Source organism: Halomonas sp. 111 (genome assembly GCF_052379685.1).
Classification (GTDB): Bacteria; Pseudomonadota; Gammaproteobacteria; order Pseudomonadales; family Halomonadaceae; genus Vreelandella; species Vreelandella citrativorans.
The window spans coordinates 114,032-140,180 of sequence record NZ_JBQSYV010000004.1 but is presented as its reverse complement, the minus strand read 5'-3'; the positions used below and the strand labels follow the sequence as shown (position 1 = coordinate 140,180).

The following is a 26,149-nucleotide window of genomic DNA, read 5'->3' as shown; positions in this document are numbered from 1 at the left end:
GGCTGTGACTTCATCTTGGTAATGATCTATGGTATAAAGCCGCGCGCTTTCCTGCAATCGCTCGCTCGCTTCTTTGTGGTGAGTCGGCGATCATGGCAAGGCGAACAACCCGCAGCGGGTTCACTTTGAAGACGCTGCTTAAATAGCAAGCCTTGAAAACACACATGCACCGACACATGGTCCCGGGTGCCGCTGATAACGTTTTATACGTGGTCAATGGTCGGATCCATGGGGTGCGTGGAGGCCTAACCCGAGTTTCAGGAGTTTTACCATGTCTCACGTTAATATGCGTGACCTGCTCAAAGCAGGTGCTCACTTCGGTCACCAGACTAAGTACTGGAACCCGAAGATGAACAAATTCATCTTCGGCGCACGCAACAAGATTCACATCATCAACCTTGAGCACACTCTTCCGGCGCTGAACGAAGCCGTTGATGTGGTTGAGAAGATGTCGGCATCCAACAACAAAATTTTGTTTGTTGGCACCAAGCGTAGCGCTAGCAAGATCATCAAAGAAGAAGCGAATCGCGTTAGTCAGCCGTTCGTCAACCATCGCTGGTTGGGCGGTATGCTGACTAACTTCAAGACTATTCGTCAGTCTATCAAGCGTCTGCGCGAACTTGAAACCATGCGCGAAGACGGCACGTTCGACAAGCTGACCAAGAAAGAAGTCCTGATGGCAACGCGTGAGCAAGATAAGCTTGAGCGTTCTATCGGTGGTATCAAGAACATGGGCGGCCTGCCGGACGCACTGTTCGTTATCGACGTTGACCACGAGCGCATCGCGATCAACGAAGCCAACAAGCTGGGTATCCCGGTTATTGGCGTGGTTGATACCAACTCTAACCCTGATGGCGTTGATTACGTTATCCCGGGTAACGATGACTCCATTCGCGCTATTCAGATCTACGTGAAAGCGATTGCTGACGCGTGTGGTCGTGCGAAAGAAGGTCGTCCGGACGAGTTCGTTGAAGTGACCGAAGAAGCGGCTTCAACCGACACTGACGCTGCTGCTGAGTAAAATAGTAGCGGTTGCGGCGGGTAGTTAAGCCGCATCGTGTTGAAGAGGGGGCCTATGCCCCCTTTTTCCCGCTTTGGATGGACATCCGGGTGGGCCGATTACGCCGGACACCAAGCGCCGGCAAGCGACCTTCAAAGTGATATATGATAGTCATTTATCGTGGCTACACTCTGTAGGGCGTTTAACTCTCATAGAACCATTTCCGAGGTGAATTCTCATGGCAGCTATCAGCGCCTCTCAGGTCAAGGAACTGCGCGAACGTACTGGTCTCGGCATGATGGAGTGTAAAAAAGCACTCACCGAAACCGACGGTGATATTGAAGTCGCGATCGAAAACCTGCGTAAAAATTCAGGCTTAAAAGCCGCGAAGAAAGCCGATCGTATTGCTGCAGAGGGTGTTGTTGTTACCCGTGTAGCAGAAGACGGTAGCTACGGCGTAATGGTTGAAATCAACTCCGAGACTGACTTTGTTGCGCGTGATGACAACTTCATTGCGTTCGCTGACAAAATCGCCTCCGCTTTCTTTGCCGCGAAAAGCGAAGATGTTGCTGCCGTTATGGCGGGCGACCTTGAAGCTGCCCGTGAGCAGCTGGTTCAGAAAATCGGTGAGAACATCGGCGTACGTCGCGCGGTAGTTGTCAACGCCGTTGACGGTGGTCTGGTGGGCGAATACGTTCACGGTGGCCGCATTGGCGTTCTGACCGTACTTAATGGCGGTACTGCAGAAGCAGCGAAAGACGTTGCTATGCACGTGGCAGCTATTAATCCAGCCGTTGCTCACCCGGCCGATATGCCGCAAGAGCAGCTGGATCAAGAGAAAGCCATCATCCTGGGTCAGCCGGACATGGCAGGCAAGCCTGAGCAGATTGCTGAGAAAATGGTTCAAGGCCGTCTGAAGAAATACCTGGCAGAGAACAGCCTGACCGAGCAGCCGTTTGTTAAAGATCCGAACCAATCCGTTGCTGAGTTTGTTAAATCAGCCGGTGGCGAAGTGGTTAGCTTCACGCGCTTTGAAGTGGGTGAAGGTATCGAGAAAGAAGAAGTCGACTTCGCTAAAGAAGTTATGGAACAGGCTGGCCGTCGTTAAGGTCAGACGTTCTAGTCAGAAGATGGCGTGCGCGTAAGCGCACGCCTTCGTGTATCCGGCCCCTGCTAAATAGGGGGTTGCTTCGCCCACCTGTGTCCAAGTCTGCTTCAGGAGAGATGCCATGTCACGAGATGTTCAAGAGCCTACCCCGCTTGTTGTGCCCCATAAACTTGAAAAGTCGAAGTCAAAATACAAGCGTATTTTGCTGAAACTTTCAGGCGAGGCGCTAATGGGAGAGCACGATTTTGGTATTGACCCTAAAGTGTTAGACCGTATGGCGCTGGAAATCGGCCAGCTGGTGGGTATTGGTGTGCAGGTCGGGATCGTGATTGGAGGCGGCAACCTGTTTCGGGGTGCGGCGCTCAGCGAAGCCGGAATGGATCGGGTCACAGGCGACCACATGGGAATGCTGGCAACGGTCATGAATGCGTTGGCCATGCGCGATGCACTGGAGCGTTCAAATATTCGTTCGCGGGTAATGTCGGCGATTCCCATGAGTGGTGTGGTAGAGCATTATGACCGCCGCACTGCCATCCGTTATTTAACGTCAGGAGACGTGGTACTGTTTTCGGCAGGAACCGGTAATCCATTTTTCACAACCGACTCGGCCGCTTGTTTACGCGGTATTGAAGTGGACGTGGATGTGGTCATTAAAGCGACCAAAGTGGACGGGGTGTATAACAAGGACCCCCTAAAACATGCTGATGCCGTAAAATATGATCAGCTCTCCTACGATGACGCTCTGGACCAAAAGCTAGGCGTTATGGATTTGACCGCTATCTGCCTGGTACGTGACCATGATATGCCGGTGCGGGTATTTGATATGAATAAGCCTGGCGCCCTGCTGAACCTGGTAGTAGGGGGCAAGGAAGGCACGCTAATAGATAGAGGGTAAGAACGTGATTAATGATATTAAGAAAGACGCTGAATCTCGTATGAAAAAAAGCGTTGAAGCGCTGAACAGCAACTTCAACAAAATCCGTACCGGGCGTGCACACCCCAGTATTCTGGATGCTGTTACCGTCGATTATTACGGCAGCCAGGTGCCGCTTAGCCAGGTGGCATCGGTTAACGTTGAAGATGCGCGTACGCTTGCGGTCGCTCCCTGGGAGCAGGGCATGGTGCCGAAAATCGAAAAGGCTATCATGACCTCTGACCTGGGCTTGAACCCTTCAAGCGCGGGTAATGTGATCCGTGTACCGATGCCCATGTTGACCGAAGAGACACGCAAGGGATATATCAAACAGGCACGTAGCGAAGCTGAAAATGCTCGCGTGGCTGTGCGTAACGTGCGTCGCGATGCCAACGGTGATTTCAAATCCTTGCTAAAGGATAAAGAGATTACCGAAGATGATCAGCGTCAGGGTGAAGATGAAATCCAAAAATTGACCGACAAATATATTGCCGAAGTCGATAAAGCGCTTGCCGCGAAAGAGCAGGACTTGATGCAGGTATAAGCACCTGCCTTTTATTTAGCTGCGGGTAGCCAGGCTGCCCGCTAGGCCTATGGCTTTACTATGACTGAGCTTTTGTGCGAGACCTCATGACGTCACCGCAGTTTCCTCAAGAACCGCCGGACGACGCAAGCACGCCACCCAAGTGCCTGGGTGAAGCACTGCCGTCGCATGTCGCGATCATAATGGACGGCAATAACCGCTGGGCAAAGGCCCGCGGCCTCTCTGGCGTACGTGGTCATCGTGCAGGCGTCGAAGCCGTCAGAGCGGTCATTCAGCGCGCAGCCGAGCGCCAGGTAAATACGCTGAGCCTGTTTGCCTTTTCAAGCGAGAACTGGAAACGTCCAGCGGCTGAAGTGAATGCGTTGATGGAGCTCTTTTTGATGGCGCTCAAGCGCGAAGTTAAAAAGCTTAATGAGCGCAATATTCGGCTAACGATTATTGGTGAGCGGCGTGGCTTCTCTCACGCCATTCAGAAGTATATACAGCGTGCAGAAGCGCTGACCGCAGATAATACCGGCATGCACCTGGTGATCGCTGCCAACTACGGCGGGCAGTGGGACATCGCACGTGCAGCGCGACATTTGGCTGGGCAGGTATCCGCCGGTGAGTTACAGCCTGGCGATATCGATGAAGCCTGCTTTGACAGGGCAATGGAAGCAGACCATGTGCCTCCTGTTGACCTGTGTATCCGAACAAGTGGCGAACAGCGATTGTCGAATTTTATGCTGTGGCAGTTAGCGTATGCTGAGCTGCATTTCTCGCCCTTACTCTGGCCCGATTTCGGTGCCGATGCGCTGGACAGTGCGCTGTACGACTTTTGTCAGCGGCGTCGGCGTTTTGGCATGACCGACGAACAAATAGAGGCGCAAGGTGCTTAGACAGCGGATTATAACCGTAGCCTGGCTGGCGCCCTTGGTGCTGGTGGGGCTGTTTGGATTGCAAGGTGGCGCGTTTGCGCTTTTTACCGCTTTGATGGTGTTGCTTGGGGCCTGGGAGTGGACGAACCTGGCAGGCGTTATCCGGCAGCGTCAGCGTGTTCAACTGGTCGCCGGGCTTGCGGTGGTGATGCTACTGATGTGGCTTACCGGTGCCGCGTTTGCAGTATGGCCTTTATGGTGCGCCGCCCTTGGCTGGCTGGTTAATCTTTACTGGGTGACCCATTACCCGGGAAAAGGGCTGCAGTGGCAGTCAACGCCACGCCGCTTGGCGATGGGGCTATGGGTGCTACTGCCCTGCTGGGTCGGCTTTAATATTCTGCGCGATAGCGGCGGCGTATGGCTGTTATTTGTATTGCTACTGGTGTGGGCGGCGGATATCGGCGCCTATTTTGCCGGGCGTCGTTTTGGTAAGCGCAAGCTCGCCCCAAGGGTTAGCCCCGGTAAGTCCTGGGAAGGCGTTATTGGTGGGTTGGTTGCCACCACGCTACTGGCGCTTGTCTTCGCCTTTTGGCAGTCGTTAACCCCGGGTGTAGCTGTTGGCTTGGTGGTAGTCACCGTTATTGTCACGCTTATTTCAGTGCTGGGTGATCTGCTGGAAAGCATGCTCAAACGCTACCGAGACATCAAGGACTCAAGCCAGCTGCTACCGGGCCATGGCGGCGTGCTGGACCGGATTGATAGCTTGACGGCGGCGATTCCGCTCTTTGCGCTGCTCTATTTGCCCGTTCTTCAAGGGCAGGTGCCTGTCTTATGAGTCAATCGTCCTGCCAGTGGATTACCGTGTTGGGCTCAACCGGTTCTATCGGGGTGAGCACCCTGGATGTCATCGCCCGTCATCCCGAGCGTTATCGGGTGTATGCGTTGACGGCACATACCTCCAGGGAAGTGCTTCTGGAACAGTGCCTGGCCCATCATCCCCGTATCGCGGTACTCGATCATAGTGACGATGCGCAATGGCTTCGCCAAGCGCTTGATGACGCTGACCAACCGACCGTCGTGCTGGCGGGTCGTGAAGCACTCTGCCAGGTTGCCCGTGAGGCGTGTGTCGATGCCGTTATGGCCGCCATCGTTGGGGCAGCGGGGCTGCTGCCTGCGCTGGCCGCTGCAGAAGCGGGCAAGCGTGTACTACTTGCTAATAAAGAAGCGCTGGTGATGAGCGGCGCGCTGTTCATGCAGGCGGTTGAGCGCTCTGGCGCCACGCTGTTGCCTATCGATTCTGAGCATAATGCTATCTATCAGTGCCTGCCGGTAAAACATCGCGGCGGGCTTGAGCGTCACGGCGTTCGACAGCTGCTACTAACAGCGTCTGGCGGGCCTTTTCGCACCTGGAGTGCGGACAAGGTTGCCAATGCGACACCCGACCAGGCCTGCGCCCATCCTAACTGGTCGATGGGGCGCAAGATTTCGGTTGATAGCGCCACCATGATGAACAAAGGCCTTGAATTAATTGAAGCGTGCTGGCTGTTTGATGCAACGCCCGAGCAAATTCAGGTGGTAGTGCATCCGCAGAGTGTGATTCACTCCATGGCAGCTTACATTGATGGCTCTGTCATCGCCCAGCTGGGCAACCCGGATATGCGTATACCCATTGCCTATGGACTGGCATGGCCCGAGCGTATTGAGGCCGGTGTAGAAGCCCTGGATCTGTTCCAGATCGCGCAGCTGGATTTTGAAGCACCGGATGAAGCGCGCTTTCCCTGCCTACGCTTGGCCCGTGAAGCCATACAGAAGGGCGGTGCCGCGCCGGCGATTCTCAATGCAGCCAATGAAGTCGCTGTTGAGGCGTTCCTGGCGGAAAGGCTCAGCTTTGGTGAAATAGCCAACGTGGTTGAAGAGGTTGTATCGCAGCCCTATGCAGGCAGCGCCGATACGATTGAAAATATCTTGGCTGCAGACCACTGGGCGCGTCAGCAGGCAGCGCAAAGGGTCATGTTACAAGCAGGCTAGACACTGCCGTACCGAATATTGAGAAGCAAGTAGGTCACTTAAGCATCGGCTGATGTGCAGGGTGCCAGGGAGTTTATTGTGGGCCTGTTACAAAACATTTTAGCGATCATCGTCGTGCTGGGTTTGTTGATCACCTTTCACGAGTTTGGCCACTTTTGGGTGGCGCGCCGCTGTGGCGTCAAGGTGTTACGTTTTTCGGTGGGTTTTGGCAAACCGCTCTGGTCCACCGTCGACCGCCAGGGGACGGAGTACGCGATAGCGGCCATTCCGCTGGGCGGCTATGTCAAAATGTTGGACGAGCGTGAAGCGCCGGTACCGGAAGATCAGCTTGACCAGGCCTTTAATCGCAAAACGGTATGGCAGCGTATCGCCATTGTTGCCGCTGGGCCTTTGGCAAATTTCCTGTTGGCTATTGTTGCCTACTGGGCGCTCTTTGTATCCGGGACGACCGTGGTCGCTCCCATGGTGGGAGATGTGCTGCCTGATTCGCCGGCAGCTGAAGCAGGCCTTGCCCACGGCGACGAAATTATCGCTATTCAAAATGACGCCGTACGCTCCTGGGAGGAGGTCAACCTAAAGCTTATCTCTATGATTGGTTTTAGTGGCTCGCTAACCATCAATGTGTTGCCTGAGGGCAGTAGCAGTGAACGAGCTTACGCGCTAGAGGTCGATAACTACTTGGCCCGCCAGGACCCGCCCCAGCCACTGCAATCCTTGGGTATGACGCCTTGGCAGCCAGAATTCCCAGCAGTATTAGGCCAGGTGGTCGATGGCGAAGCTGCCGCCAACGCGGGGTTGCAAGCAGGCGATCATATTATTGCGATTGACGGCACACCGGTGGAAGATTGGATGCAGTTTGTCACGATGATCCGCCGTAGTGCGGGTGAAACGCTTAGCGTAGCCTATGAGCGAAATGGCGAGCAGGGCACACTAACACTAACGCCGGGTAGCAATCTGCTGGAGAGTGGCGGTGAGGTTGGGTACATTGGTGCAGGCGTTGAGTCGGTAACGTGGCCTGAGTCGCTACAGCGTGAAATTCGTTATGGGCCTATCGAAGCGGTTGGACAAGCGCTATCGCGTACCGGTGATATGATTTTATTAACCGTTGATGCGATTCGTAAAATGTTGGTAGGTTTGATTTCACCTTCCAACCTTTCCGGTCCTATTACGATTGCGCAAATTTCGGGTGATTCGGCCCGTGCCGGAATGGAAGCCTTTGTAGGCTTTTTAGCGTATTTGTCCATCAGCCTTGGCGTGCTTAATTTATTGCCTATTCCGGTGCTCGATGGTGGACACTTGCTTTACTATTTTTTGGAAATCGTACGTGGGCGGCCGGTCTCTGAACAAACCCAAGCCATTGGATTACGCATTGGGCTTGCCATGGTTGGCGGCCTGATGGTGATGGCTCTGTATTTTGATCTGATGCGCCTTTGGTAATGACGCGTGTAGCGCGCAGGATGCCTTGTCATCTGCCTGCACAAATGTATATGGTGCTTATCTAACGTGATAGGCAGACCAACGCGAGCGAACTGACAGCATGAAAATCAAGACCCTTGGAATGGCAGCACTCTTGCTGGTAGGCGCTAGCGGCGCCCAGGCACAATCCTTTGATGTTTCGGACATTCGAGTGGAAGGACTACAGCGGGTATCCGCTGCATCGGTCTTTAATGCGTTTCCTGTCAGTACGAATGATCGGGTTAGCGAGCAGCAGCTAGCGTCAGCCGCACGCGATTTGTTTGCCACTGGTTTATTTGAAGATGTTTCGCTAGCTCGCGAAGGCGATGTATTGGTTATTCAGGTAGTTGAACGACCGACCATCGCGCGCTTGAACCTCACTGGCAATAAGCAGATTTCAGAAGAGGACCTGCGTAACGGCTTACGTCAGTCAGGGTTGTCGGAAGGGCAAGTGTTGCAACTCTCGACCCTTGAAGAGATTCAGCGTGAGCTTGAAGGTGTTTACCAGAGCCAGGGACGCTACAGTGCTCGCATTACGACCGAGGTTGAACAGGTTGATGAAGGGCGTGTACAGGTCAATATCAATATTAATGAAGGCGAGGTTGCCAAGATTCGCCAGATTAATATTGTTGGCAATGAAGATTTTGACGATGAAACGCTGCGCAGTGTGTTCGAGCTTAATGACCGTCCCGGGCGAGTTTTTGGTTGGTTTTCAAACGATGAGTACTCGCGTGAGGCACTGTCTGGTGATATAGAGCGCCTTCGCACCTTCTATCTTGATCGTGGCTATGTAAATTTTGATGTTACCTCCACGCAAGTCTCCATTGGGCCTGAAAAGTCCGAAATATTTGTTACGCTTAATGTTGATGAGGGTAACCAGTATCGAGTAGGTGATGTCCGCTTTGTGGGTGACATGCAAATCAGCGAAAGCGAAGCACGTCAACTCATGGAGATCCATAGCGGAGACATTTTCTCTCGTGGTCAGGTGAACGCATCGACCGAAGCGCTACGCCAGCGTTTGGGCGCTGAAGGTTTTGCATTCGCCGATATTCAGGGTATTCCTGAAATGGCGGATAACGGTGAAACGGTTGACCTGGTCATCGCGGTTGAACCTGGCCAGCGCACTTATGTTCGACGTATTGAGTTTTATGGTAATACCACCACCCAGGACGAAGTGCTGCGTCGGGAAATGATTCAAATGGAAGGCGCCCCCGCATCGACCGACTCAATTGCTCAGTCGCGCCAGCGCCTTGAACGGCTTGGCTTCTTTAGCCAGGTAGAAGTGGATACCCAGCCGGTACCAGGTCAGCCTGATCAGTTGGACGTCACCTACAATGTGGAAGAGCAGCCCTCAGGCTCGGTGTCTGCCAGCGTGGGCTTTTCGCAAAGTGCCGGGGTAATCTATGGAGTTGGACTGGCACAAAACAACTTCCTGGGCACGGGTAACCGGGTCAATGTTGGCGCGCAGCGCAGCGATACATTCACCAGCGTCAACTTTGCCTTCACGGATCCTTACTGGACACTTGATGGTATTTCTCGCGGCTACAACATATTTTACCGTGAAACGGACTATGCCGACTCGGATATCTCTACCTACTCGACCGATGCGTACGGCGCGGGTATCAACTTCGGCTATCCGATAAGTGAACTGTCTCGCCTCAACTTCGGGGCGAGTCTTGAAGAACTTAAAATTAAAACCTACAACGATACGGCGTCAGAAATTCATCGCTATGTGGATGACGAAGGGGAGCGCGCTCAAAGCCTTAAACTCACGGCGAGCTGGACGCGTAACAACCTTAACCGAGGCGTGATGCCGACAGCCGGTAACTATCAGCGCCTGTCGCTTGAAACCGGCGTGCCAGGCGGCGATGCAGAGTACTATAAGCTGCGCGCTCGGGCTCAGCAGCTATATCCGCTCAATAACGATGAGAGTTGGGCGCTTAAGTTTAGCGGTAACCTTGGCTATGCCAATACGTTTGATTCAAACGATCCTTTTCCCTTCTATGAGAATTTTTACGCAGGTGGTTTAGGATCGGTACGTGGTTTTACATCCAATACATTGGGGCAACCTACCACGCCGGGTGTTGAAGGGGGGCGTGATCGCACAATGGGCGGTAACGTGTTGGTGGAAGGTAGTGCCGAAGTTATCTTCCCCATGCCTTTTGTAGAAAACCAGCGTTCTGTGCAGCCTTCGCTGTTTCTGGATGCCGGTAATACGTTCTTGAGCTCCTGCTACAAGGTATTAGAAGCTGATGTGGGTCGTCAGCAGTGTAGTTCTGGCGTCGACCTGGGCGATTTGCGCTATAGTGTGGGCGTTGGCCTTTCCTGGTTAACACCGGTTGGTCCGCTGACCTTTAGCATCGCGGAGCCGCTTAAAGACAAAAGCGGTGATGACACACAGTTCTTCCAGTTCTCGCTGGGACAAACATTCTAACTTTGCTAAAGGGGCGCGCCCTTGGTAGCGCCCCCGCTTGATGATAAGGAAGTGACTCGATGCGTAAACTGACAGCGTCCGTGTGCTTATTTGGTGCGATTGTTTTACCGGTTCATGCAGCAGAAGCTGCAGAGGTTGCCGTGCTGGATTGGCGAGCTGCGCTGATGAATACCCAGTCGGCTCAAACCTCGCTAAATCAGCTGGAAAACCAGATTGGCAGTCAGCAGAGTGAAGCCCAAAGCCTGGGAAATGAGTTACAGCAGTTGCAAGAACGCTTGCAGCGCGAAGGCGAAACGATGTCTCAGTCGCAGCGTGAAACACTGATCGCTGAGCTGCAGCAGAAAGGTTCGCGTTTTGAGCAGTTACGTCGTGATGTTATGGAGGCTCAGCAGCGTTCAGAGCAGCAGTTTCTGGAAGGTGCGGAACTCAAGCTTGAGCAAGCGGTGGAGCAAGTGCTGAACCGTCACAATATTGATGTATTGGTTGAGCCTCAAGGAGTGCTTCATTCCTCGGTTGATTTGCCTAATGTGACTGATGAAGTTACGCAAATATTTGATTCGATGTAATTAATTTTTTAATGACTGTTGGTGTAGCTGTGCTGCACTATTGCTTTATTGGGCTCCCATGACGCACGCATCTCACCATCTTACACTTGCGGACATTGCTCGCCATTTAGGGGTCACCTTTGAAGGTGATGCCGCGCTACCCATTCGTGGTTTAGCAACACTTAAAGAGGCCACATCTGATCAAGTGGCCTTTTTAACAAATCGCGCTTACCTCAAGGATTTGGCCACCACTCAGGCGGCAGCCGTGCTGCTTCACCCTGAGCATGGCAAGAGTTGCCCGGTACCAAAGCTTGAGATGGAAAACCCCTACCTGGGGTATGCCAAACTCTCTCAGCTATTTGACCCACTGCCTGCACGTGATAAGGCCGGTATCCATCCCACCGCGGTCGTTGCCGACAGCGTAACGCTGGGTGAAGGCGTCTCGATCCAGGCCCACGCCGTAGTAGAAGCGGGCGTAACACTGGGTGACCACGTTGTGGTGGGCGCTGGGAGTGTCGTTGGGGCTGATAGCGTTATCGGCGACAATACTCGGCTGCATGCCAATGTGACCGTGTGTCATGGTGTGATTATTGGCAAGCGGGTCATTTTACAAAGTGGCTGTGTGATTGGTGGAGATGGTTTTGGATTTGCCCACGACGGTGAAGGTTGGCACAAAATTGCCCAGTTAGGTGGCGTTGTGCTGGGTGATAATGTCGAAGTTGGCAGTTGCTCAAGCATTGACCGTGGTGCGCTAGGCGATACCCTGATTGGCGATGACGTTAAAATCGATAGTCAGGTACAAATCGCTCATAACGTCACTATTGGTGCCCATAGCGCTTTGGCAGGCTGTGTCGGTATTGCAGGGTCCACCAAAGTAGGCAAGCACTGCATGTTGGGTGGGGGGGTTGGATTATCAGGCCACCTAACGATTTGTGATGGTGTTCAGGTCACCGGGATGAGTCTTGTGACCAATTCGATTCATACTCCCGGCGTCTACTCGTCAGGTACGGGGGCAATGAGTAATTCGCAGTGGCGTAAAAATGCGGTGCGGTTTAAGCAGTTGGATGATATAGCCAAGCGGTTGTCTCGGCTGGAAAAAACGACGCGTGACGCCTAAAAGCCATATTGTTTACTAAGTAAGTAGCTTGAGACGAGAGGGCGGCAGGGTATAATTCCTTGCCCTTTAACCAGACGAAGTGCTGGTATTTGCCTGATGCCTATCAGGCGTTTTTCATTTTGAGGTCGTTACGATGGTTATGGATATTAACGAAATTCGCGAATACTTGCCCCACCGCTATCCGTTTTTATTGGTGGATCGAGTGACCGCATTAACTGTGGGCGAATCCATCGTTGCGTTCAAAAACGTTAGTATTAACGAGCCATTTTTCAACGGCCACTTTCCACATCATCCGATTATGCCGGGTGTGCTGGTAGTCGAGGCACTGGCCCAGGTTTGCGGTATTTTAGGCTTTAAAACAGTTAACAAGCTGCCAGCGGATGGCTACGTGTACTACCTGGTGGGGAGCGACAATGTGCGTTTCAAGCGCCCGGTGATGCCAGGTGACCAGCTTCAACTGGAGGCTAACGTAATTCGTGGCAAGCGGGGCATTTGGAAGTTTGCGTGTCGCGCCACGGTTGACGGAGAGCTTGCCTGTGAAGCAGAAATTATTTGTGCTGAGAGGAAGGTTGCTTGATACATCCTACTGCACTGGTTGACCCAACAGCAACACTCGCAGATGACGTTGAGGTTGGCCCTTTTAGTGTTATTGGGCCTAACGTCACGATCGGCGAAGGCTCCATAATCGGCCCGCACGTAGTGGTCAAAGGACCCACTGTGTTGGGGAAGCGCACGCGTATTTTTCAGTTCGCCTCGGTAGGTGAGGATTGTCAGGACAAAAAGTACGCTGGTGAACCTACTCGTCTGGTCATGGGCGACGATAACGTTATCCGTGAAGGCGTGACGCTTCACCGCGGTACGGTACAAGACCGTGGTGAAACGACGATTGGTTCCCGCAATCTGTTTATGGCCTACGTACACGTGGGCCATGACTGTGTCATCGGCAATGACTGTATCCTTGCCAACCAGGTAACGCTCGCCGGGCACGTAACGCTGGGTGATTACGCTATCCTGGGTGGCCTGTCTGCCGTGCACCAATTTTGTCACTTTGGTGAGCATGCCATGGCGGGCGGTGGCTCTATTATCACTAAAGACACGCCTGCCTATGTCATGATTAACGGCAACCCGGCAGAAGCGCGTGGTCTGAATCTGGTCGGCTTAAAACGCCGCGGCTTTAGCCGTGAGGCGATTAATGCACTGAGCGTTGCTTATAAATTGGTCTATCGCCAGGGGCTTACCGTCGAGCAAGCGCTTGAAGAGATGCGTGCGCGCTTTGATATAGAGGAAGTGACGGAGTTCGCTGACTCTATCGAGCGTTCGACCCGCGGCATTACGCGCTAACCATGTCCATTCGCTTATGACCTTGCAGCGTGTTTATCTGGTGGCTGGCGAGCTTTCGGGGGATATCCTTGGGGCTGGTCTGATGCGTGCGCTTAAGTCGCGTCATCCAGAGGTTGAGTTTCGTGGGATTGGCGGGCCTCGCATGATCGCTGAGGGGATGCAAAGCCGCTTTCCGTTGGAAACGCTTTCTGTGATGGGGCTGGTTGAGGTCATCAAACACCTGCCTGAGCTGGTAGGTGTGCGCCGCACGCTGCGTCGCGAAGCGCTCGCCTGGCAGCCGGATATCATGGTGGGTATCGACGCGCCTGATTTTACGCTCGGCCTGGAAAAGCAGCTGCGTAATGCCGGAATCAAAACGGCCCACTACGTCAGCCCTTCTGTTTGGGCGTGGCGGCAGGGGCGTGTGAAAGGCATTGCCAAATCCGTTGATGGAATGCTCACTCTGCTGCCCTTTGAGGCCGATTTTTACCGGCACCACAGTGTTCCTGTTGTGTTCGTGGGTCATCCGCTTGCCGATGAGCTGCCGCTTGAAAATGACCGCATCGCAACGCGACAGGCACTAGGTCTTGATGAAGATGCGCCGGTGCTTGCTTTGTTGCCAGGCTCGCGCAGCAGCGAAATACGTTTCCTGGGTCATACGTTTTTAGCCGCCGCTGAGCTGCTGTGCCAGCGCCATGCCACGCTAAAGGTTTTGATTCCGGCTGCCTCAGCGCTGCGTCATGACGAAATTCAGGCGCTCTTGTCTCACTATCCAACGCTTGCCGAGCGTGTGCAGCTGTTAAATGGCCAGGCGCGAGAGGCAATGGTCGCCAGCGATGTCGTGCTCCTGGCATCCGGGACCGCCGCGCTTGAAGCCATGCTGTGTCACCGGGCGATGCTGGTTGCGTACAAGATGGCACCGGCCACCCATTGGCTCGCCAAGCGTATGGTGAAAACCCAGTGGATATCGCTACCCAATCTGATCGCGCAGCAAAGCGTGGTGCCTGAGCTTATTCAGGACGCGGCGACACCGGAAGCTATCGCAGACCAGCTTTATGAGTTGCTTAGCGATCACGAAGCACGATTGGCGTTAGAGGCACGCTTTGCAACGATGCACGCCGACTTGCAGCGCAACGCCAGTCGCCGCGCCGCTGAGGCAATCACCGCTATCGCCTTAGGCCAGTCACTGGAGCTGCACAATGCCCGCTAAATCAGGCGATTTTCCGCCGCTTGAGATCGCCTATGTGGGCGAGCGCTTGGCGGGGGTCGACGAGGTTGGGCGTGGGCCGTTAATCGGTAGCGTCGTGGCCGCGGCGGTGATCCTGGATCCAGCACGCCCTATTGACGGTCTGACTGACTCTAAAAAGCTCACCGCCCGTAAGCGTGAAGCGTTAGACGTGCTGATACGCGAACAGGCGTTAGCCTTTGTGGTCGCTGAGGCAAGCGCTGCCGAAGTTGATCAGTTCAATATTTACCACGCCACGCACTTGGCAATGCGTCGTGCGATTGATGGTTTAGCCCCTGCGGCCGAGTATTTGCTGGTGGACGGTAACCGTTTGCCGGGACATAGTTTGCCGGGGCAAGCCGTAGTCAAAGGCGATGCGCGCCATCCCGCCATTGCTGCGGCGTCGATTCTTGCCAAGGTCGCGCGCGATGCCCAGATGGTTACGCTGGATATGCGCTATCCTGAGTACGGCTTTGCACGTCACAAAGGCTACCCAACGAAAGAGCATCTTGAGGCGCTATCCGCTCACGGGCCGCTTGAGGAGCACCGCCGAAGCTTCGCCCCCGTTCAGCGCCAATTAGCCCTCATTTAAGTGCTGTCGCTACGTTAAATTAACGTTATTTCATTTCTTTTTACCGAGATTCTGCCGAGAGTGTCATGACGGTACCGTTTGTTCATCTACGTTTGCACAGTGAATACTCCCTGGTCGACGGCTTGGTAAAACTTAAGTCGTTGGTCAGCACTACCTTTGATCGCGGTATGCCGGCATTGGCGCTAACCGACGAAACAAATCTGTTCGGCCTAGTGAAGTTTTACAAGGCCGCTCAAGGGGCTGCACTCAAGCCCATTATTGGCAGCGACTTATGGCTCTTTAATCCCCACGATGAGTCACATCCTTACCGTATAACGCTGCTGGCGATGAACGATGTCGGCTATCGCAACCTGACCGAGCTGATCTCCAAGGGTTGGACCCACGGCCAGCGTCAGGGGCGGGCCATTTTGGATAAGCGCTGGGTGCTTGAACAAAGTGAAGGCCTGATTGCGCTTTCAGGCGCGCGGGAGGGCGAAATTGGCCGTCACCTTCTTTCCGATCATGAACGTGAAGCGCGCCAGTTGCTTGAAGAGTGGCAGGTTGCCTTTCCGGATCGTTTCTATCTGGAGCTGATTCGTACCGGGCGTCCGCTTGAAGAGGCGTGCGTGCATGCCAGCGTCAAGCTTGCCATCGATACCGGCACGCCAGTGGTGGCTACCAATGACGTACGCTTTCTTGAGCGGGAGGATTTCTGGGCGCATGAAACGCGTGTCGCCATTGGTGAAGGCAAGGCGCTGGACGACCCGCGCCGTGAACGCCGCTACACCGAAGAGCAGTATTTAAAAAGCCCAGACGAGATGGCCGCACTGTTCTCGGATATCCCCGAGGCGCTGGAAAACAGCGTGATGATTGCCGAGCGCTGCAGCGTGGATGTACGTCTGGGTGAGATATTTTTGCCTGAGTTCGAAATCCCCGAGGGAATGACCCTGGATGAGTTTTTCCGCAAGGTCTCCCACGACGGCCTGACGGATCGTCTGAACTTCCTGTTTCCTGTCGAGCGCTACCCGCGCGACAGTGACGAATACAAGGAAATTGACCAGCGTTACCGCGACCGGCTGGAGTTTGAACTCAACGTTATTATTCAGATGGGCTTCCCCGGCTACTTTCTGATCGTCATGGACTTCATTCAGTGGGCCAAGGATAACAACGTACCGGTAGGGCCCGGGCGAGGTTCCGGTGCGGGCTCTCTGGTTGCCTACGCGCAAAAGATCACCGACCTTGATCCCATCGGCTACGACCTGCTGTTTGAGCGCTTTTTGAACCCTGAGCGTGTTTCCATGCCCGACTTTGACGTCGATTTCTGCATGGAAAAACGCGACAAGGTGATCGAGTACGTGGCCGAGCGCTACGGGCGCGACGCGGTATCGCAGATTGTTACCTTCGGCACCATGGCGGCCAAAGCCGTGGTACGCGACGTGGCACGTGCTCAGGGCCGGCCGTACTCGCTGGGTGACAAGCTCTCCAAGTTGATCCCGTTTGAAGTGGGCATGACGCTTGGCAAGGCGATCGAGCAGGAGGCTGCGCTTAAAGAGTTCATTGCTAACGACGAAGAAGCTGAAGAGATCTGGGAAATGGCCCTCAAGCTTGAGGGTACGACCCGGGGCACCGGCAAGCACGCGGGCGGCGTGGTCATCGCTCCCACCAAACTGACCGATTTCTCGCCCTTACTGTGCGATGAAAGCGGCAATGGGCTGGTGGTTCAGTTCGATAAAAACGATATCGAAGACGCCGGGCTGGTCAAGTTCGACTTTTTGGGACTGCGTACGCTGACCATTATCGACTGGGCGCTTGAGATGGTCGATAAGGTTCGCGGCGTGAACGGCCAGGAACCGCTGAACATCGATGCGATTCCGTTGGATGATGGCAAAACGTTTGAAATGCTCAAGCGTGCTGAAACTACCGCCGTTTTCCAGCTCGAATCTCGCGGCATGAAGGAGCTGATCAAGCGCCTGCTACCAGATTCGCTGGACGACATGATCGCTCTGGTGGCGTTGTTCCGCCCCGGCCCGCTGCAGTCAGGCATGGTCGATGACTTTATCAACCGTAAGCATGGCCGTGCCGAAGTATCTTATCCACACCCGGATTACCAGCACGAGCTGTTAAAGCCGGTGCTGTCGCCTACCTACGGTATTATCCTTTACCAAGAGCAGGTCATGCAGATCGCTCAGGTAATGGCGGGCTATTCGCTGGGCCAGGCCGATATGCTGCGCCGGGCGATGGGTAAGAAAAAGCCCGAAGAGATGGCCAAGCAGCGTTCAGGCTTTATGGAAGGCTGCGCGGCCAATGGTATCGATAAGGATCTTGCCGGTAATATCTTCGACTTGGTGGAAAAGTTCGCCGGTTACGGGTTTAACAAGTCGCACTCTGCCGCCTACGCGCTGGTGTCTTATCAGACCGCGTGGCTGAAAGCCCATTATCCAGGGCCATTTATGGCCGCGGTTATGTCCACCGAGATGGACAACCTGGATAAGGTAGTGCCGCTAATCGAGGAGTGCCGTAACCTCAAGCTGACCGTTACTCCGCCGGACGTTAACGTAGGCGGCTACAAATTTACCGTGGATACCGAAGGGCGCGTGGTTTACGGCTTGGGGGCGATTCGCGGGGTGGGCGAGGGGCCCATCGGGGCAATTGTCGAGGCGCGCCAGACGGGTGGGCCGTTCACCGACCTGTTCGATTTCTGCCGTCGGCTTGACCCTAAGCGTATGAACAAGCGCACCCTTGAAGCGCTGATTCGCTCAGGGGCGCTGGATAACCTTGGTCCTAACCGGGCCGTGCTGGCGGCCTCTATGGAAGATGCCCTGAAGGCCGCCGCCCAGAACCACACCAACCAGAGCTTGGGCATGCTGGATATGTTCGGCGAGGCTTTTGCTGATGCCGAAGACGAAGCGCTCGACGTCTACACTGAGTACCTCGGGGCGCGGGAATGGACCGACCGCGAGCGCCTTTCAGGTGAAAAAGATACCCTCGGGCTTTATCTTACCGGGCATCCGATTGATGAATATGAGCGTGAATTAAAACGCTTTGTATCAACACGTATTAGCGATTTAAAACCCTCCCGCGAACCTCAGCGGGTGGCCGGGCTGGTGGTTGCGATGCGTACCATGAAGTCCAAACGTGGCGATACCATGGCGTTTATCACCCTGGATGATCGCACCGGGCGTATTGAAGCATCGTTGTTTGGTGAGCTATTCGACCAGTTACGTGGTCAGATAGAGGCTGATCAGGTATTGATTGTTGAAGGCGAAGTTTCCAGTGACGATTTCTCTGGCGGGCTGAGACTGCGTGGAAAAGATGTAACGCCTATGGTCACTGCCCGTATTCGCTATGGCGATGCCGTTGAGCTTGCACTGGACGCCGAGCGTATCAATGGCCGCTTGGTCGAGAGTCTGCGCGATAGCTTAGCGCCCTACCGGGATAATGGCGGTTTGCCGGTGCGGTTGCAGTATCGCCATGCCCAAGCCGTCGGCTGGCTGGAGCTTGCCGGTGAATGGAAAGTCGCGCCCAGTGATGACTTGCTGCTTGCGTTGCGCGATGTGGAAGGGCAAGCGGGGGTTCAGCTACGTTACCGCTAAACCTGACCGTATGACGGTTGGGGAGTGTCGTTGAGCAGACCCTGCCTTGCGTGGCAGGGTCAGGATGCGATAATACGTCTATTAGATACTCGTTTCGACAAGGCCTTTTTATAGGCAGCTTACAGGCAGAGCCGATGAATCCCAATTATCTCGATTTTGAACAGCCCATTGCCGAGCTTCAGGCAAAAATTGAGGAGCTACGTTTGGTTAGCTCCGACAGCGTTAATCTCTCCGATGAGATATCCCGGCTGGAGGAGAAAAGTCGTAAGCTGACCGAATCGGTCTTCAAGGACTTGACGCCCTGGCAGGTCTCTCAGCTATCGCGTCATCCTCAGCGCCCTTATACGCTCGACTATCTTGAGCATATGTTTAGCGACTTTGACGAGCTACATGGTGACCGTAACTTCGCTGATGACGCTGCTCTGGTAGGCGGCGTTGCGCGCTTGAATGATAAGCCGGTAATGGTGATCGGTCACCAGAAAGGGCGCGATGTTAAAGAGAAGGTGCGCCGTAACTTCGGTATGCCTCGCCCGGAAGGTTATCGTAAAGCGTGTCGTCTGATGGAAATGGCCGAACGCTTCAAAATGCCGATTTTAACCTTTATCGATACCCCCGGTGCTTACCCAGGCATTGACGCGGAAGAGCGTGGCCAGAGTGAAGCGATTGCCTACAACCTGGCGGTCATGTCGCGCCTGAAAACACCGATTATATCAACGGTTGTTGGCGAAGGCGGCTCCGGTGGGGCATTGGCGATCGGCGTATGCGATGAGCTGTACATGCTTCAGTACTCCACCTATTCGGTTATTTCACCAGAAGGCTGTGCGTCTATTCTCTGGAAAAGTGCCGAAAGAGCCTCTGATGCGGCCCAGGCAATGGGGATCACCGCAGAGCGCTTAAAAGAGCTTGGCTTTGTAGATGGGCTGATTAAAGAGCCGCTTGGCGGTGCGCATCGTCATCCGATGACGACGGCGGAGCGTGTGAAAGAGACCATCACCGAAGGCCTTGAGCGCCTTCAGGCACTGGATGCCGATGCCTTGCTGGAGCGCCGTTATAAGCGCTTAATGAGCTATGGTGCCCCAACTGCCTAATCAGCTTGAACGCCTGTTAAACGACGCCCTGGTGGAAACCCCACCGGGGCGCTCTATTTGGGTCGCGCTCTCTGGGGGGCTTGATTCCGCATTGTTGCTGACGCTGGCAGCTTCTGTTTGCCGCCAGGCCAATCGCCCACTGCGCGCCATCCATATTCATCATGGCTTGCAAGCCGCCGCCGATGACTTTGAGCAGCACTGCCAAGTGCTTTGCAAGCAGCTTGGCGTGCCGCTTAGTGTGGTGCGCGTAACGGTCGACGCCGCTGGCGGTATTGAAGCGGCAGCGCGTCAGGCGCGCTATGCTGCGTTTCATGAGCATGTTCCCACCGGGGACACCGTTTGGCTGGCCCAGCATCAGGATGATCAAGCGGAAACCTTTCTGCTGGCTGCACTGCGGGGAAGCGGTATTCGCGGGTTAGCGGGAATGCCACACTGCCGTTATGCACACGGCCTTACCTTCGTTCGGCCCTGGCTCTCGATTGCCCGGCGCTGCCTGGAGGGGCGAGCCTACCAAATCGGCCTTGAATGGCGCGAAGACCCCACTAATAGCGATGTCACGCTTGATCGTAACCGCCTGCGTCATGACGTGTTGCCTCTTCTCAAAGCGCGCTGGCCCGACATGGCTGGCACGTTTTCCCATAGCGCTAAGCATGCCGGGGAAGCGGATGCGCTGCTCAGTGAGTATGCGCAAGCGGAATTGGAGGCGCTTCGCACAGATGCTAACAGCACCGACCTGGAGCGTATTGATGCCCTCGCGTTGGCCACGCGCTCACGGCCTCGCCAGCGATTGCTGATACGCTCCTGGTGCCAGCAACGATTATTGCCGACCCCGCCTCAGCGTCGTCTGGAGACGCTACTTGATCAATTAACGGCCGCACCGGACGCGAGTGTGCACGTCACGTGGCCAGGAGCGGAGGCTCGGGTGTGGCAACAGCGGCTTTATCTAATGGCGCCGCTTGAGCCGCTACCGGCCTGGCAGTGTGCCTGGGATGGCAGGGCTGGGCAGGCAACACCGTTAGGTGCGCTGGAACTCTCGTTGAAGTCCGATACGCCGCTAACGTTGCGCTGGCGCCAGGGAGGAGAAGTGATTGCGCTTGCCGAGCGAGGGCGCCGAGACGTTAAAAGGCTGCTTCAGGAGGCCCAAATTCCCCCATGGGAGCGCGAGCGGCTGGTGATGGTCATGGCGGAAGACACTTGCCTTGGTGTGGTTCAGCCGCCAGCCAGAGTGCTCTGGAAAGCGGATAACGTAAGGTTTGTCTCGTAGGCGGTGTGCCCGTCTGTCTCTTAGTCTTCCTGTATGACGTTCAGCGTGAAGCCTGCGGCGTCCATATACGCCTGCTCCTGCTCAATATCGGTGCTGAGTAGTGTTGGTTCATCGCTGGCGGGCAGTGCCAGCGTTAAGCTGTCAGCATCAACACTAATATTCGGCAAGGGCGGGGCGTTTTCGGGGCGTGAGTGGTTAATCAGTACCGCCAGGCGCAGCAATAGGGCAAGCCGTATGCTGTGCGCGTGCTGCGCCTTGGGGAGCGCCTGCCACTCCTTGAGCGGGAATTTACGCCGATGGGCACGTACTAGAAAGGCCAGCTGATGCTGCTCCGGGCGTGAAAAGCCCGCCAGGTCAGAGTTTTCCAGCAGGTAAGCGCCATGGCGATGAAACTGGCTATGGGAAATAGCCAAGCCAATTTCGTGTACATGGCTGGCCCACTGAAGGTAGTAACGGTGCTCATGGGTGAGCGACCAGGCGCCTTGCACCTGCTTAAACAGACGCAGTGCGGTCTCGGCCACGTTATCGGCCTGTCGGGTATCCACGTCGTAAATGCGCTGGAGTACGTCAAGGCTTTTGGAGCGCGTGTCTTCTGCGCTATTGCGCCCAGCCATATCATAGAGCACACCCTCGCGCAGGGCGCCGTCGGCAAAACGCATTTGGTGCAGGTCAAATGCCTCGAAGATAGCGCTTAAAATGGCCACCCCAGCAGGGAAAACTCGTGCGCGGTCAGGCTTTAACCCGTCGAGCTCGACTTTGCAAAGCTGTTTGCACTTGAGCAGGCGCTCACGCAGTTTTTTGAGCCCGCTGCGCGTAATCACACCTTCAGTGGGTGTGTCACCATAGGCGAGAAGAACGCTAGCCACTGCTTTAATAGTGCCACTGGAGCCTACTGGGTCTTCCCAGCCAAGGCGCAGGTAGGGGCGCTGGATATGGGCAAGTTCTGATAACGCGGCCAGTTCGGCGCGGCGCATGCGCTTTTCACTCATCTCGCCGTCAGGAAAGTAGCGGCTGGTAAAGGTCACACAGCCCATGCGCAGGCTTTCCAGCGCCTTGGGTTCAAACTCTTCACCAATGATAAATTCGGTTGAGCCGCCACCAATATCGACAATCAAGCGGCGCCCGTTTTCGGCCAAGGCATGAGCCGCCCCTAGATAGATAAGCCGGGCCTCTTCGCGGCCCGCAATAATTTCGATGGGGTGACCAAGCTGTGTTTCAGCCCGTTCAATAAACGCCTGGCTATTATGGGCGTCACGCAGGGCGTTAGTGCCCACGATACGCAGGTTTGCGCTCTCAATATCACTTAAAAACGGAGCGAAGCGGCCCAGGCAATCCAGGGCGCGCTGAATGGCTGCTTCGTTAAGCTTGCCCTCTTCATCCAGGCCAGCCGCCAGTTGGACTTTTTCACCCAATCGTGCAACGACTTGAAGACGCTCATTTTGATAGTTGGCTACCAGAAGATGAAAACTGTTGGAGCCGAGGTCAATGGCGGCTAGCCGCTGTGGTGCTGCGTTTTCCAGTTCGCTAACAGGAGCGCTAAAGGGGGGTGAAATGTCCTTGGGCATGAGCTATCCTTCGTATTGGCTTTGCCAAGGTTGCGGTGCGCTTGGGCTATTGTCAATTGGCAAAGACTTGCGTTTATCGCGGGCCTTGACTACCATCGAACGACAGGTCTGACTCGACCTTGCCTGCTACAAGGCTGATTGCTAGAAATTACCCAAAAAATTACTAGTAATAGCTCTGCTGACAAGAGTTCGTTGATAGCGTGTCGATTCAGTTGTCTTGGTTGCCAAGCCTTTCTGGTGCTAGGCTTTCCTAGTTAAGCTTTCCTGGTACTAGGCTTTCTTGGTATTATCGGGACTTATTGAACGTCGTATTTATTTAATGCTGTACTTACCTTGGCTAAGCACGCGATGATTGTGCTATGTATATTGACTAACTAACGCTTATCCAGCATGTTAACAAGATACTGCTTATCCAGATAGCATCAGCCATATTTCCAAGTCGTCAGATGACCCGCTGATTGGTTCTTTCCTTACGCCAATCAGAACAAACAACTGCATGTACCCTCGAACTGAGCAATAACTCATTGCCTCATTGCACCAATGCCATGAGTTTTCACATGCCCAGCGGCTTACCATCGAGTACGTGCTTTATCGGGACCTGAACGCATCACACGGCGCCTAGCCATATCAGTACGTGCTACGCCTCCTGTCTTATTCTGGCGCCTTGCGCCTAGCTTCCAGAGCAACTTTCTAACACGCCGATGAATCTCACTGAACTCAAGCAAAAAACCGTTCCCGAGCTGCTCGATATCGCCCGCGAAATGGGTATCGATAACCTGGCCCGTTCGCGCAAGCAGGACATCATTTTCGCCATCCTCAAACGACACGCTAAAAGCGGTGAGGACATTTACGGCGACGGTGTACTGGAAATTCTTCAGGATGGCTTTGGCTTCCTGCGCAGCGCCGACAGCTCCTATCTTGCCGGACCGGACGATATCTACGTATCGCCCTCGCAGATTCGCCGTTTTAACCTGCGTAAAGGCGACTCCATTTCCGGCAAAATTCGCCCGCCCAAAGAAGGCGAGCGCTACTTTGCTCTGCTCAAGGTTAGCCAGATCAACTTTGACCGTCCGGAAAATGCCAAGCACAAGATTCTCTTCGAGAACTTAACGCCGCTATTCCCGAATGACCGTTTGCGGATGGAAATCGGTAACGGTTCTACCGAAGATCTAACGGCCCGTATCATCGACCTGACTGCGCCGATTGGTAAAGGTCAGCGTGGCCTGCTGGTGTCTCCGCCTAAAGCGGGTAAGACACTGATGCTGCAGAACATCGCCACCTCGATTACGCGCAACAACCCTGAGTGCCATCTGATCGTACTGCTGATCGATGAGCGCCCGGAGGAAGTAACCGAAATGTCGCGTACCGTACGCGGTGAAGTGGTGGCTTCCACCTTTGATGAACCGCCAGCGCGCCACGTTCAGGTCGCTGAAATGGTCATCGAAAAAGCCAAGCGTTTGGTTGAGCACAAAAAAGACGTGGTTATCCTGCTGGACTCGATTACCCGCTTAGCGCGTGCCTACAACACCGTTGTGCCGAGCTCCGGTAAAGTGCTTACCGGTGGTGTCGATGCGCATGCGCTTGAGAAGCCTAAGCGTTTCTTCGGTGCGGCGCGTAATATCGAAGAGGGCGGCAGCTTGACCATTATCGCTACGGCCCTGGTGGATACCGGTTCGAAGATGGATGAAGTTATCTTCGAAGAGTTCAAGGGTACCGGTAATATGGAAGCGCACCTTGATCGCAAGCTGGCGGAAAGGCGCGTCTTCCCGGCAATCAACATTCGTCGCAGCGGCACGCGGCGTGAAGATCTGCTGGCGTCTGAGGAAGAGATGCAGCGCATGTGGATTTTGCGCAAGCTGCTTAACCCGATGGAGGACACGGCTGCCACGGAATTCCTGATTGATCGTCTGAAGGATACCAAGACGAATCTTGAGTTCTTTGAAGCGATGAAACGCCGCTAGGATTGATGAGAATCACTATAGCGGCGCAAGCCTAGCGGGGAGTGTGTCTTGAAGTATAACGACTTGCGCGACTTCATCGCGGCGCTGGAAGCGCGCGGTGAACTCAAGCGTATCCAAGCCGAAGTCGATCCTTACCTGGAAATCACCGAGATTTGCGACCGCACGCTGCGTGCCGGTGGCCCGGCACTCTTGTTTGAGAATGTGAAGGGCCATGATATGCCGCTGCTGGGCAATCTTTTCGGTACGCCAAAGCGCGTGGCGCTAGGAATGGGGCAGGAGTCGGTCGAAGCGCTGCGCGAAGTGGGTAAGCTGTTGGCCTTTTTAAAAGAGCCTGATCCACCCAAGGGGTTGAAGGACGCCTGGGATAAGCTGCCTATCTTCAAACAAGTGCTTAGTATGGGGCCTAAAACCGTTAAGCGGGCGCCAGTGCAGGAAGTCGTTTTTGAAGATGACGAGGTTGATCTTGATCGCCTGCCTATCCAGCACTGCTGGCCGGGCGATGCGGCGCCTTTGGTCACTTGGCCGCTGGTCATTACCCGCGGCCCGCATAAAAAACGCCAGAATCTGGGGATTTACCGGCAGCAAAAGATTGGCAAGAACCGCTTGATCATGCGCTGGCTCTCCCACCGTGGCGGGGCGCTGGATTTCCAGGAGTTTCAGCAAGCGCATCCTGGCGAGCCTTTCCCGGTTGCCGTGGCGCTGGGGGCCGACCCGGCCACGATCCTGGCGGCCGTGACCCCCGTCCCTGACTCACTCTCCGAATATGCGTTTGCCGGGCTTCTGCGCGGCTCGCGTACCGAGCTTGTTAAGTGCGGCCATTATGACCTTGAGGTGCCTGCCTCCAGTGAGATTATTCTGGAAGGGGTTATCTATCCTGATGATATGGCACCTGAAGGCCCGTACGGTGATCACACCGGCTATTACAACGAGGTGGATCACTTCCCGGTCTTTACGGTAACGCGCATGACCATGCGCCGTGATGCCATTTATCACTCCACCTATACCGGGCGGCCGCCGGATGAGCCTGCCGTTCTTGGGTTGGCACTTAACGAAGTGTTTGTGCCGATACTCTGCAAGCAGTTTCCTGAAATTGTCGACTTTTACCTGCCGCCTGAAGGCTGTTCGTATCGCATGGCGGTTGTCACCATGAAAAAGCAGTACCCAGGCCACGCCAAGCGCGTGATGATGGGGGTATGGAGCTTTTTACGTCAGTTCATGTACACCAAGTTCGTGATTGTGCTGGATGACGACGTTGATGCGCGCAACTGGGAAGACGTGATCTGGGCGATTACCACGCGTATGGATCCGGCGCGAGATACCGTGATGGTTGAGAATACGCCTATCGATTATCTGGATTTCGCCTCGCCTGTCTCTGGCCTGGGTTCCAAAATGGGGCTCGATGCGACCAACAAATGGCCAGGCGAAACAGACCGCGAGTGGGGCACGCCCATCGTGATGGACGAGACGGTCAAAAATCGCGTTGACGAGCGGTGGGAAGAGCTGGGGATTGGTATCCCTCTGCCAGCACCGCGGCATGGCGGTTAAGAAGGCAGTTAAGTTT

The 26,149-nt window shown here is 54.7% G+C and carries 21 protein-coding genes; 20 read left to right on the top strand and 1 reads right to left on the bottom strand.

Annotated features, from left to right (window positions below; translation table 11 throughout):
• Positions 1–271 precede the first annotated feature (271 nt).
• The 18 genes from rpsB (at position 272) to tilS (ending at position 21,062) form a co-directional block, all read left to right on the top strand.
• Complete coding sequence (gene rpsB / locus ACT3T7_RS04670) at positions 272–1,021, top strand: 30S ribosomal protein S2 (RefSeq protein WP_172118498.1); 750 nt, start codon at positions 272–274, stop codon at positions 1,019–1,021.
• Between the two features lie 217 nt (positions 1,022–1,238).
• A complete protein-coding gene (gene tsf, locus ACT3T7_RS04665) occupies positions 1,239–2,108 on the top strand; it encodes a translation elongation factor Ts (RefSeq protein ID WP_172118497.1) in 870 nt (289 codons plus the stop codon).
• Positions 2,109–2,229: 121 nt separating this feature from the next.
• The gene (gene pyrH / locus ACT3T7_RS04660; RefSeq protein ID WP_172118496.1) at positions 2,230–3,003 is read left to right on the top strand and encodes a UMP kinase; all 774 of its coding nucleotides are present in this window, start codon (positions 2,230–2,232) and stop codon (positions 3,001–3,003) included.
• 4 nt (positions 3,004–3,007) lie between these two features.
• The gene (gene frr, locus ACT3T7_RS04655; protein ID WP_087109998.1) at positions 3,008–3,565 is read left to right on the top strand and encodes a ribosome recycling factor; all 558 of its coding nucleotides are present in this window, start codon (positions 3,008–3,010) and stop codon (positions 3,563–3,565) included.
• Between the two features lie 86 nt (positions 3,566–3,651).
• Entirely contained in the window at positions 3,652–4,443 is a 792-nt protein-coding gene (uppS, locus tag ACT3T7_RS04650; protein WP_193055207.1) for a polyprenyl diphosphate synthase, read from the top strand.
• Positions 4,436–5,257, top strand: a complete 822-nt coding sequence (locus ACT3T7_RS04645) for a phosphatidate cytidylyltransferase (RefSeq protein ID WP_172118494.1) — start codon at positions 4,436–4,438, stop codon at positions 5,255–5,257. Before uppS ends, ACT3T7_RS04645 begins: the two co-directional genes overlap by 8 nt.
• A complete protein-coding gene (ispC, locus tag ACT3T7_RS04640; RefSeq protein ID WP_172118493.1) occupies positions 5,254–6,450 on the top strand; it encodes a 1-deoxy-D-xylulose-5-phosphate reductoisomerase in 1,197 nt (398 codons plus the stop codon). The genes ACT3T7_RS04645 and ispC overlap by 4 nt, the downstream gene beginning before the upstream one ends.
• Before the next feature lie 78 nt (positions 6,451–6,528).
• Positions 6,529–7,887, top strand: coding sequence for an RIP metalloprotease RseP (gene rseP / locus ACT3T7_RS04635; protein WP_193056440.1), 1,359 nt, complete (start codon positions 6,529–6,531; stop codon positions 7,885–7,887).
• Positions 7,888–7,987: 100 nt separating this feature from the next.
• The gene (gene bamA, locus ACT3T7_RS04630) at positions 7,988–10,339 is read left to right on the top strand and encodes an outer membrane protein assembly factor BamA (RefSeq protein WP_444630218.1); all 2,352 of its coding nucleotides are present in this window, start codon (positions 7,988–7,990) and stop codon (positions 10,337–10,339) included.
• A 59-nt stretch (positions 10,340–10,398) separates the two neighbouring features.
• Complete coding sequence (locus tag ACT3T7_RS04625) at positions 10,399–10,905, top strand: OmpH family outer membrane protein (RefSeq protein ID WP_444630217.1); 507 nt, start codon at positions 10,399–10,401, stop codon at positions 10,903–10,905.
• A gap of 58 nt (positions 10,906–10,963) precedes the next feature.
• Positions 10,964–12,001, top strand: a complete 1,038-nt coding sequence (gene lpxD / locus ACT3T7_RS04620) for a UDP-3-O-(3-hydroxymyristoyl)glucosamine N-acyltransferase (protein ID WP_444630216.1) — start codon at positions 10,964–10,966, stop codon at positions 11,999–12,001.
• A gap of 133 nt (positions 12,002–12,134) precedes the next feature.
• Entirely contained in the window at positions 12,135–12,578 is a 444-nt protein-coding gene (gene fabZ / locus ACT3T7_RS04615) for a 3-hydroxyacyl-ACP dehydratase FabZ (RefSeq protein WP_087109982.1), read from the top strand.
• Positions 12,575–13,342 carry an acyl-ACP--UDP-N-acetylglucosamine O-acyltransferase gene (lpxA, locus tag ACT3T7_RS04610; RefSeq protein WP_172118490.1) on the top strand — a complete coding sequence of 256 codons (768 nt, stop codon included), beginning with the start codon at positions 12,575–12,577 and terminating at the stop codon, positions 13,340–13,342. Before fabZ ends, lpxA begins: the two co-directional genes overlap by 4 nt.
• 16 nt (positions 13,343–13,358) lie before the next feature.
• Positions 13,359–14,531, top strand: a complete 1,173-nt coding sequence (lpxB, locus tag ACT3T7_RS04605; RefSeq protein ID WP_444627615.1) for a lipid-A-disaccharide synthase — start codon at positions 13,359–13,361, stop codon at positions 14,529–14,531.
• The gene (gene rnhB / locus ACT3T7_RS04600; protein ID WP_172118488.1) at positions 14,521–15,138 is read left to right on the top strand and encodes a ribonuclease HII; all 618 of its coding nucleotides are present in this window, start codon (positions 14,521–14,523) and stop codon (positions 15,136–15,138) included. Before lpxB ends, rnhB begins: the two co-directional genes overlap by 11 nt.
• Before the next feature lie 65 nt (positions 15,139–15,203).
• Entirely contained in the window at positions 15,204–18,710 is a 3,507-nt protein-coding gene (gene dnaE, locus ACT3T7_RS04595) for a DNA polymerase III subunit alpha (RefSeq protein WP_172118487.1), read from the top strand.
• Between the two features lie 134 nt (positions 18,711–18,844).
• The gene (locus ACT3T7_RS04590) at positions 18,845–19,798 is read left to right on the top strand and encodes an acetyl-CoA carboxylase carboxyltransferase subunit alpha (protein WP_444630215.1); all 954 of its coding nucleotides are present in this window, start codon (positions 18,845–18,847) and stop codon (positions 19,796–19,798) included.
• Complete coding sequence (tilS, locus tag ACT3T7_RS04585; RefSeq protein WP_444630214.1) at positions 19,779–21,062, top strand: tRNA lysidine(34) synthetase TilS; 1,284 nt, start codon at positions 19,779–19,781, stop codon at positions 21,060–21,062. Before ACT3T7_RS04590 ends, tilS begins: the two co-directional genes overlap by 20 nt.
• Positions 21,063–21,082: 20 nt before the next feature.
• On the opposite strand, the gene ppx is transcribed toward tilS, so the two are convergent.
• Complete coding sequence (gene ppx, locus ACT3T7_RS04580) at positions 21,083–22,627, bottom strand: exopolyphosphatase (protein WP_193055216.1); 1,545 nt, start codon at positions 22,625–22,627, stop codon at positions 21,083–21,085.
• A 701-nt stretch (positions 22,628–23,328) separates the two neighbouring features.
• On the opposite strand from ppx, the gene rho reads away from it, so the two are divergent.
• On the top strand, positions 23,329–24,588 hold the full coding sequence (gene rho / locus ACT3T7_RS04575) for a transcription termination factor Rho (RefSeq protein ID WP_172118483.1): 1,260 nt from the start codon (positions 23,329–23,331) through the stop codon (positions 24,586–24,588).
• Positions 24,589–24,636: 48 nt separating this feature from the next.
• Complete coding sequence (ubiD, locus tag ACT3T7_RS04570) at positions 24,637–26,133, top strand: 4-hydroxy-3-polyprenylbenzoate decarboxylase (protein WP_193055217.1); 1,497 nt, start codon at positions 24,637–24,639, stop codon at positions 26,131–26,133.
• Positions 26,134–26,149: the final 16 nt, after the last annotated feature.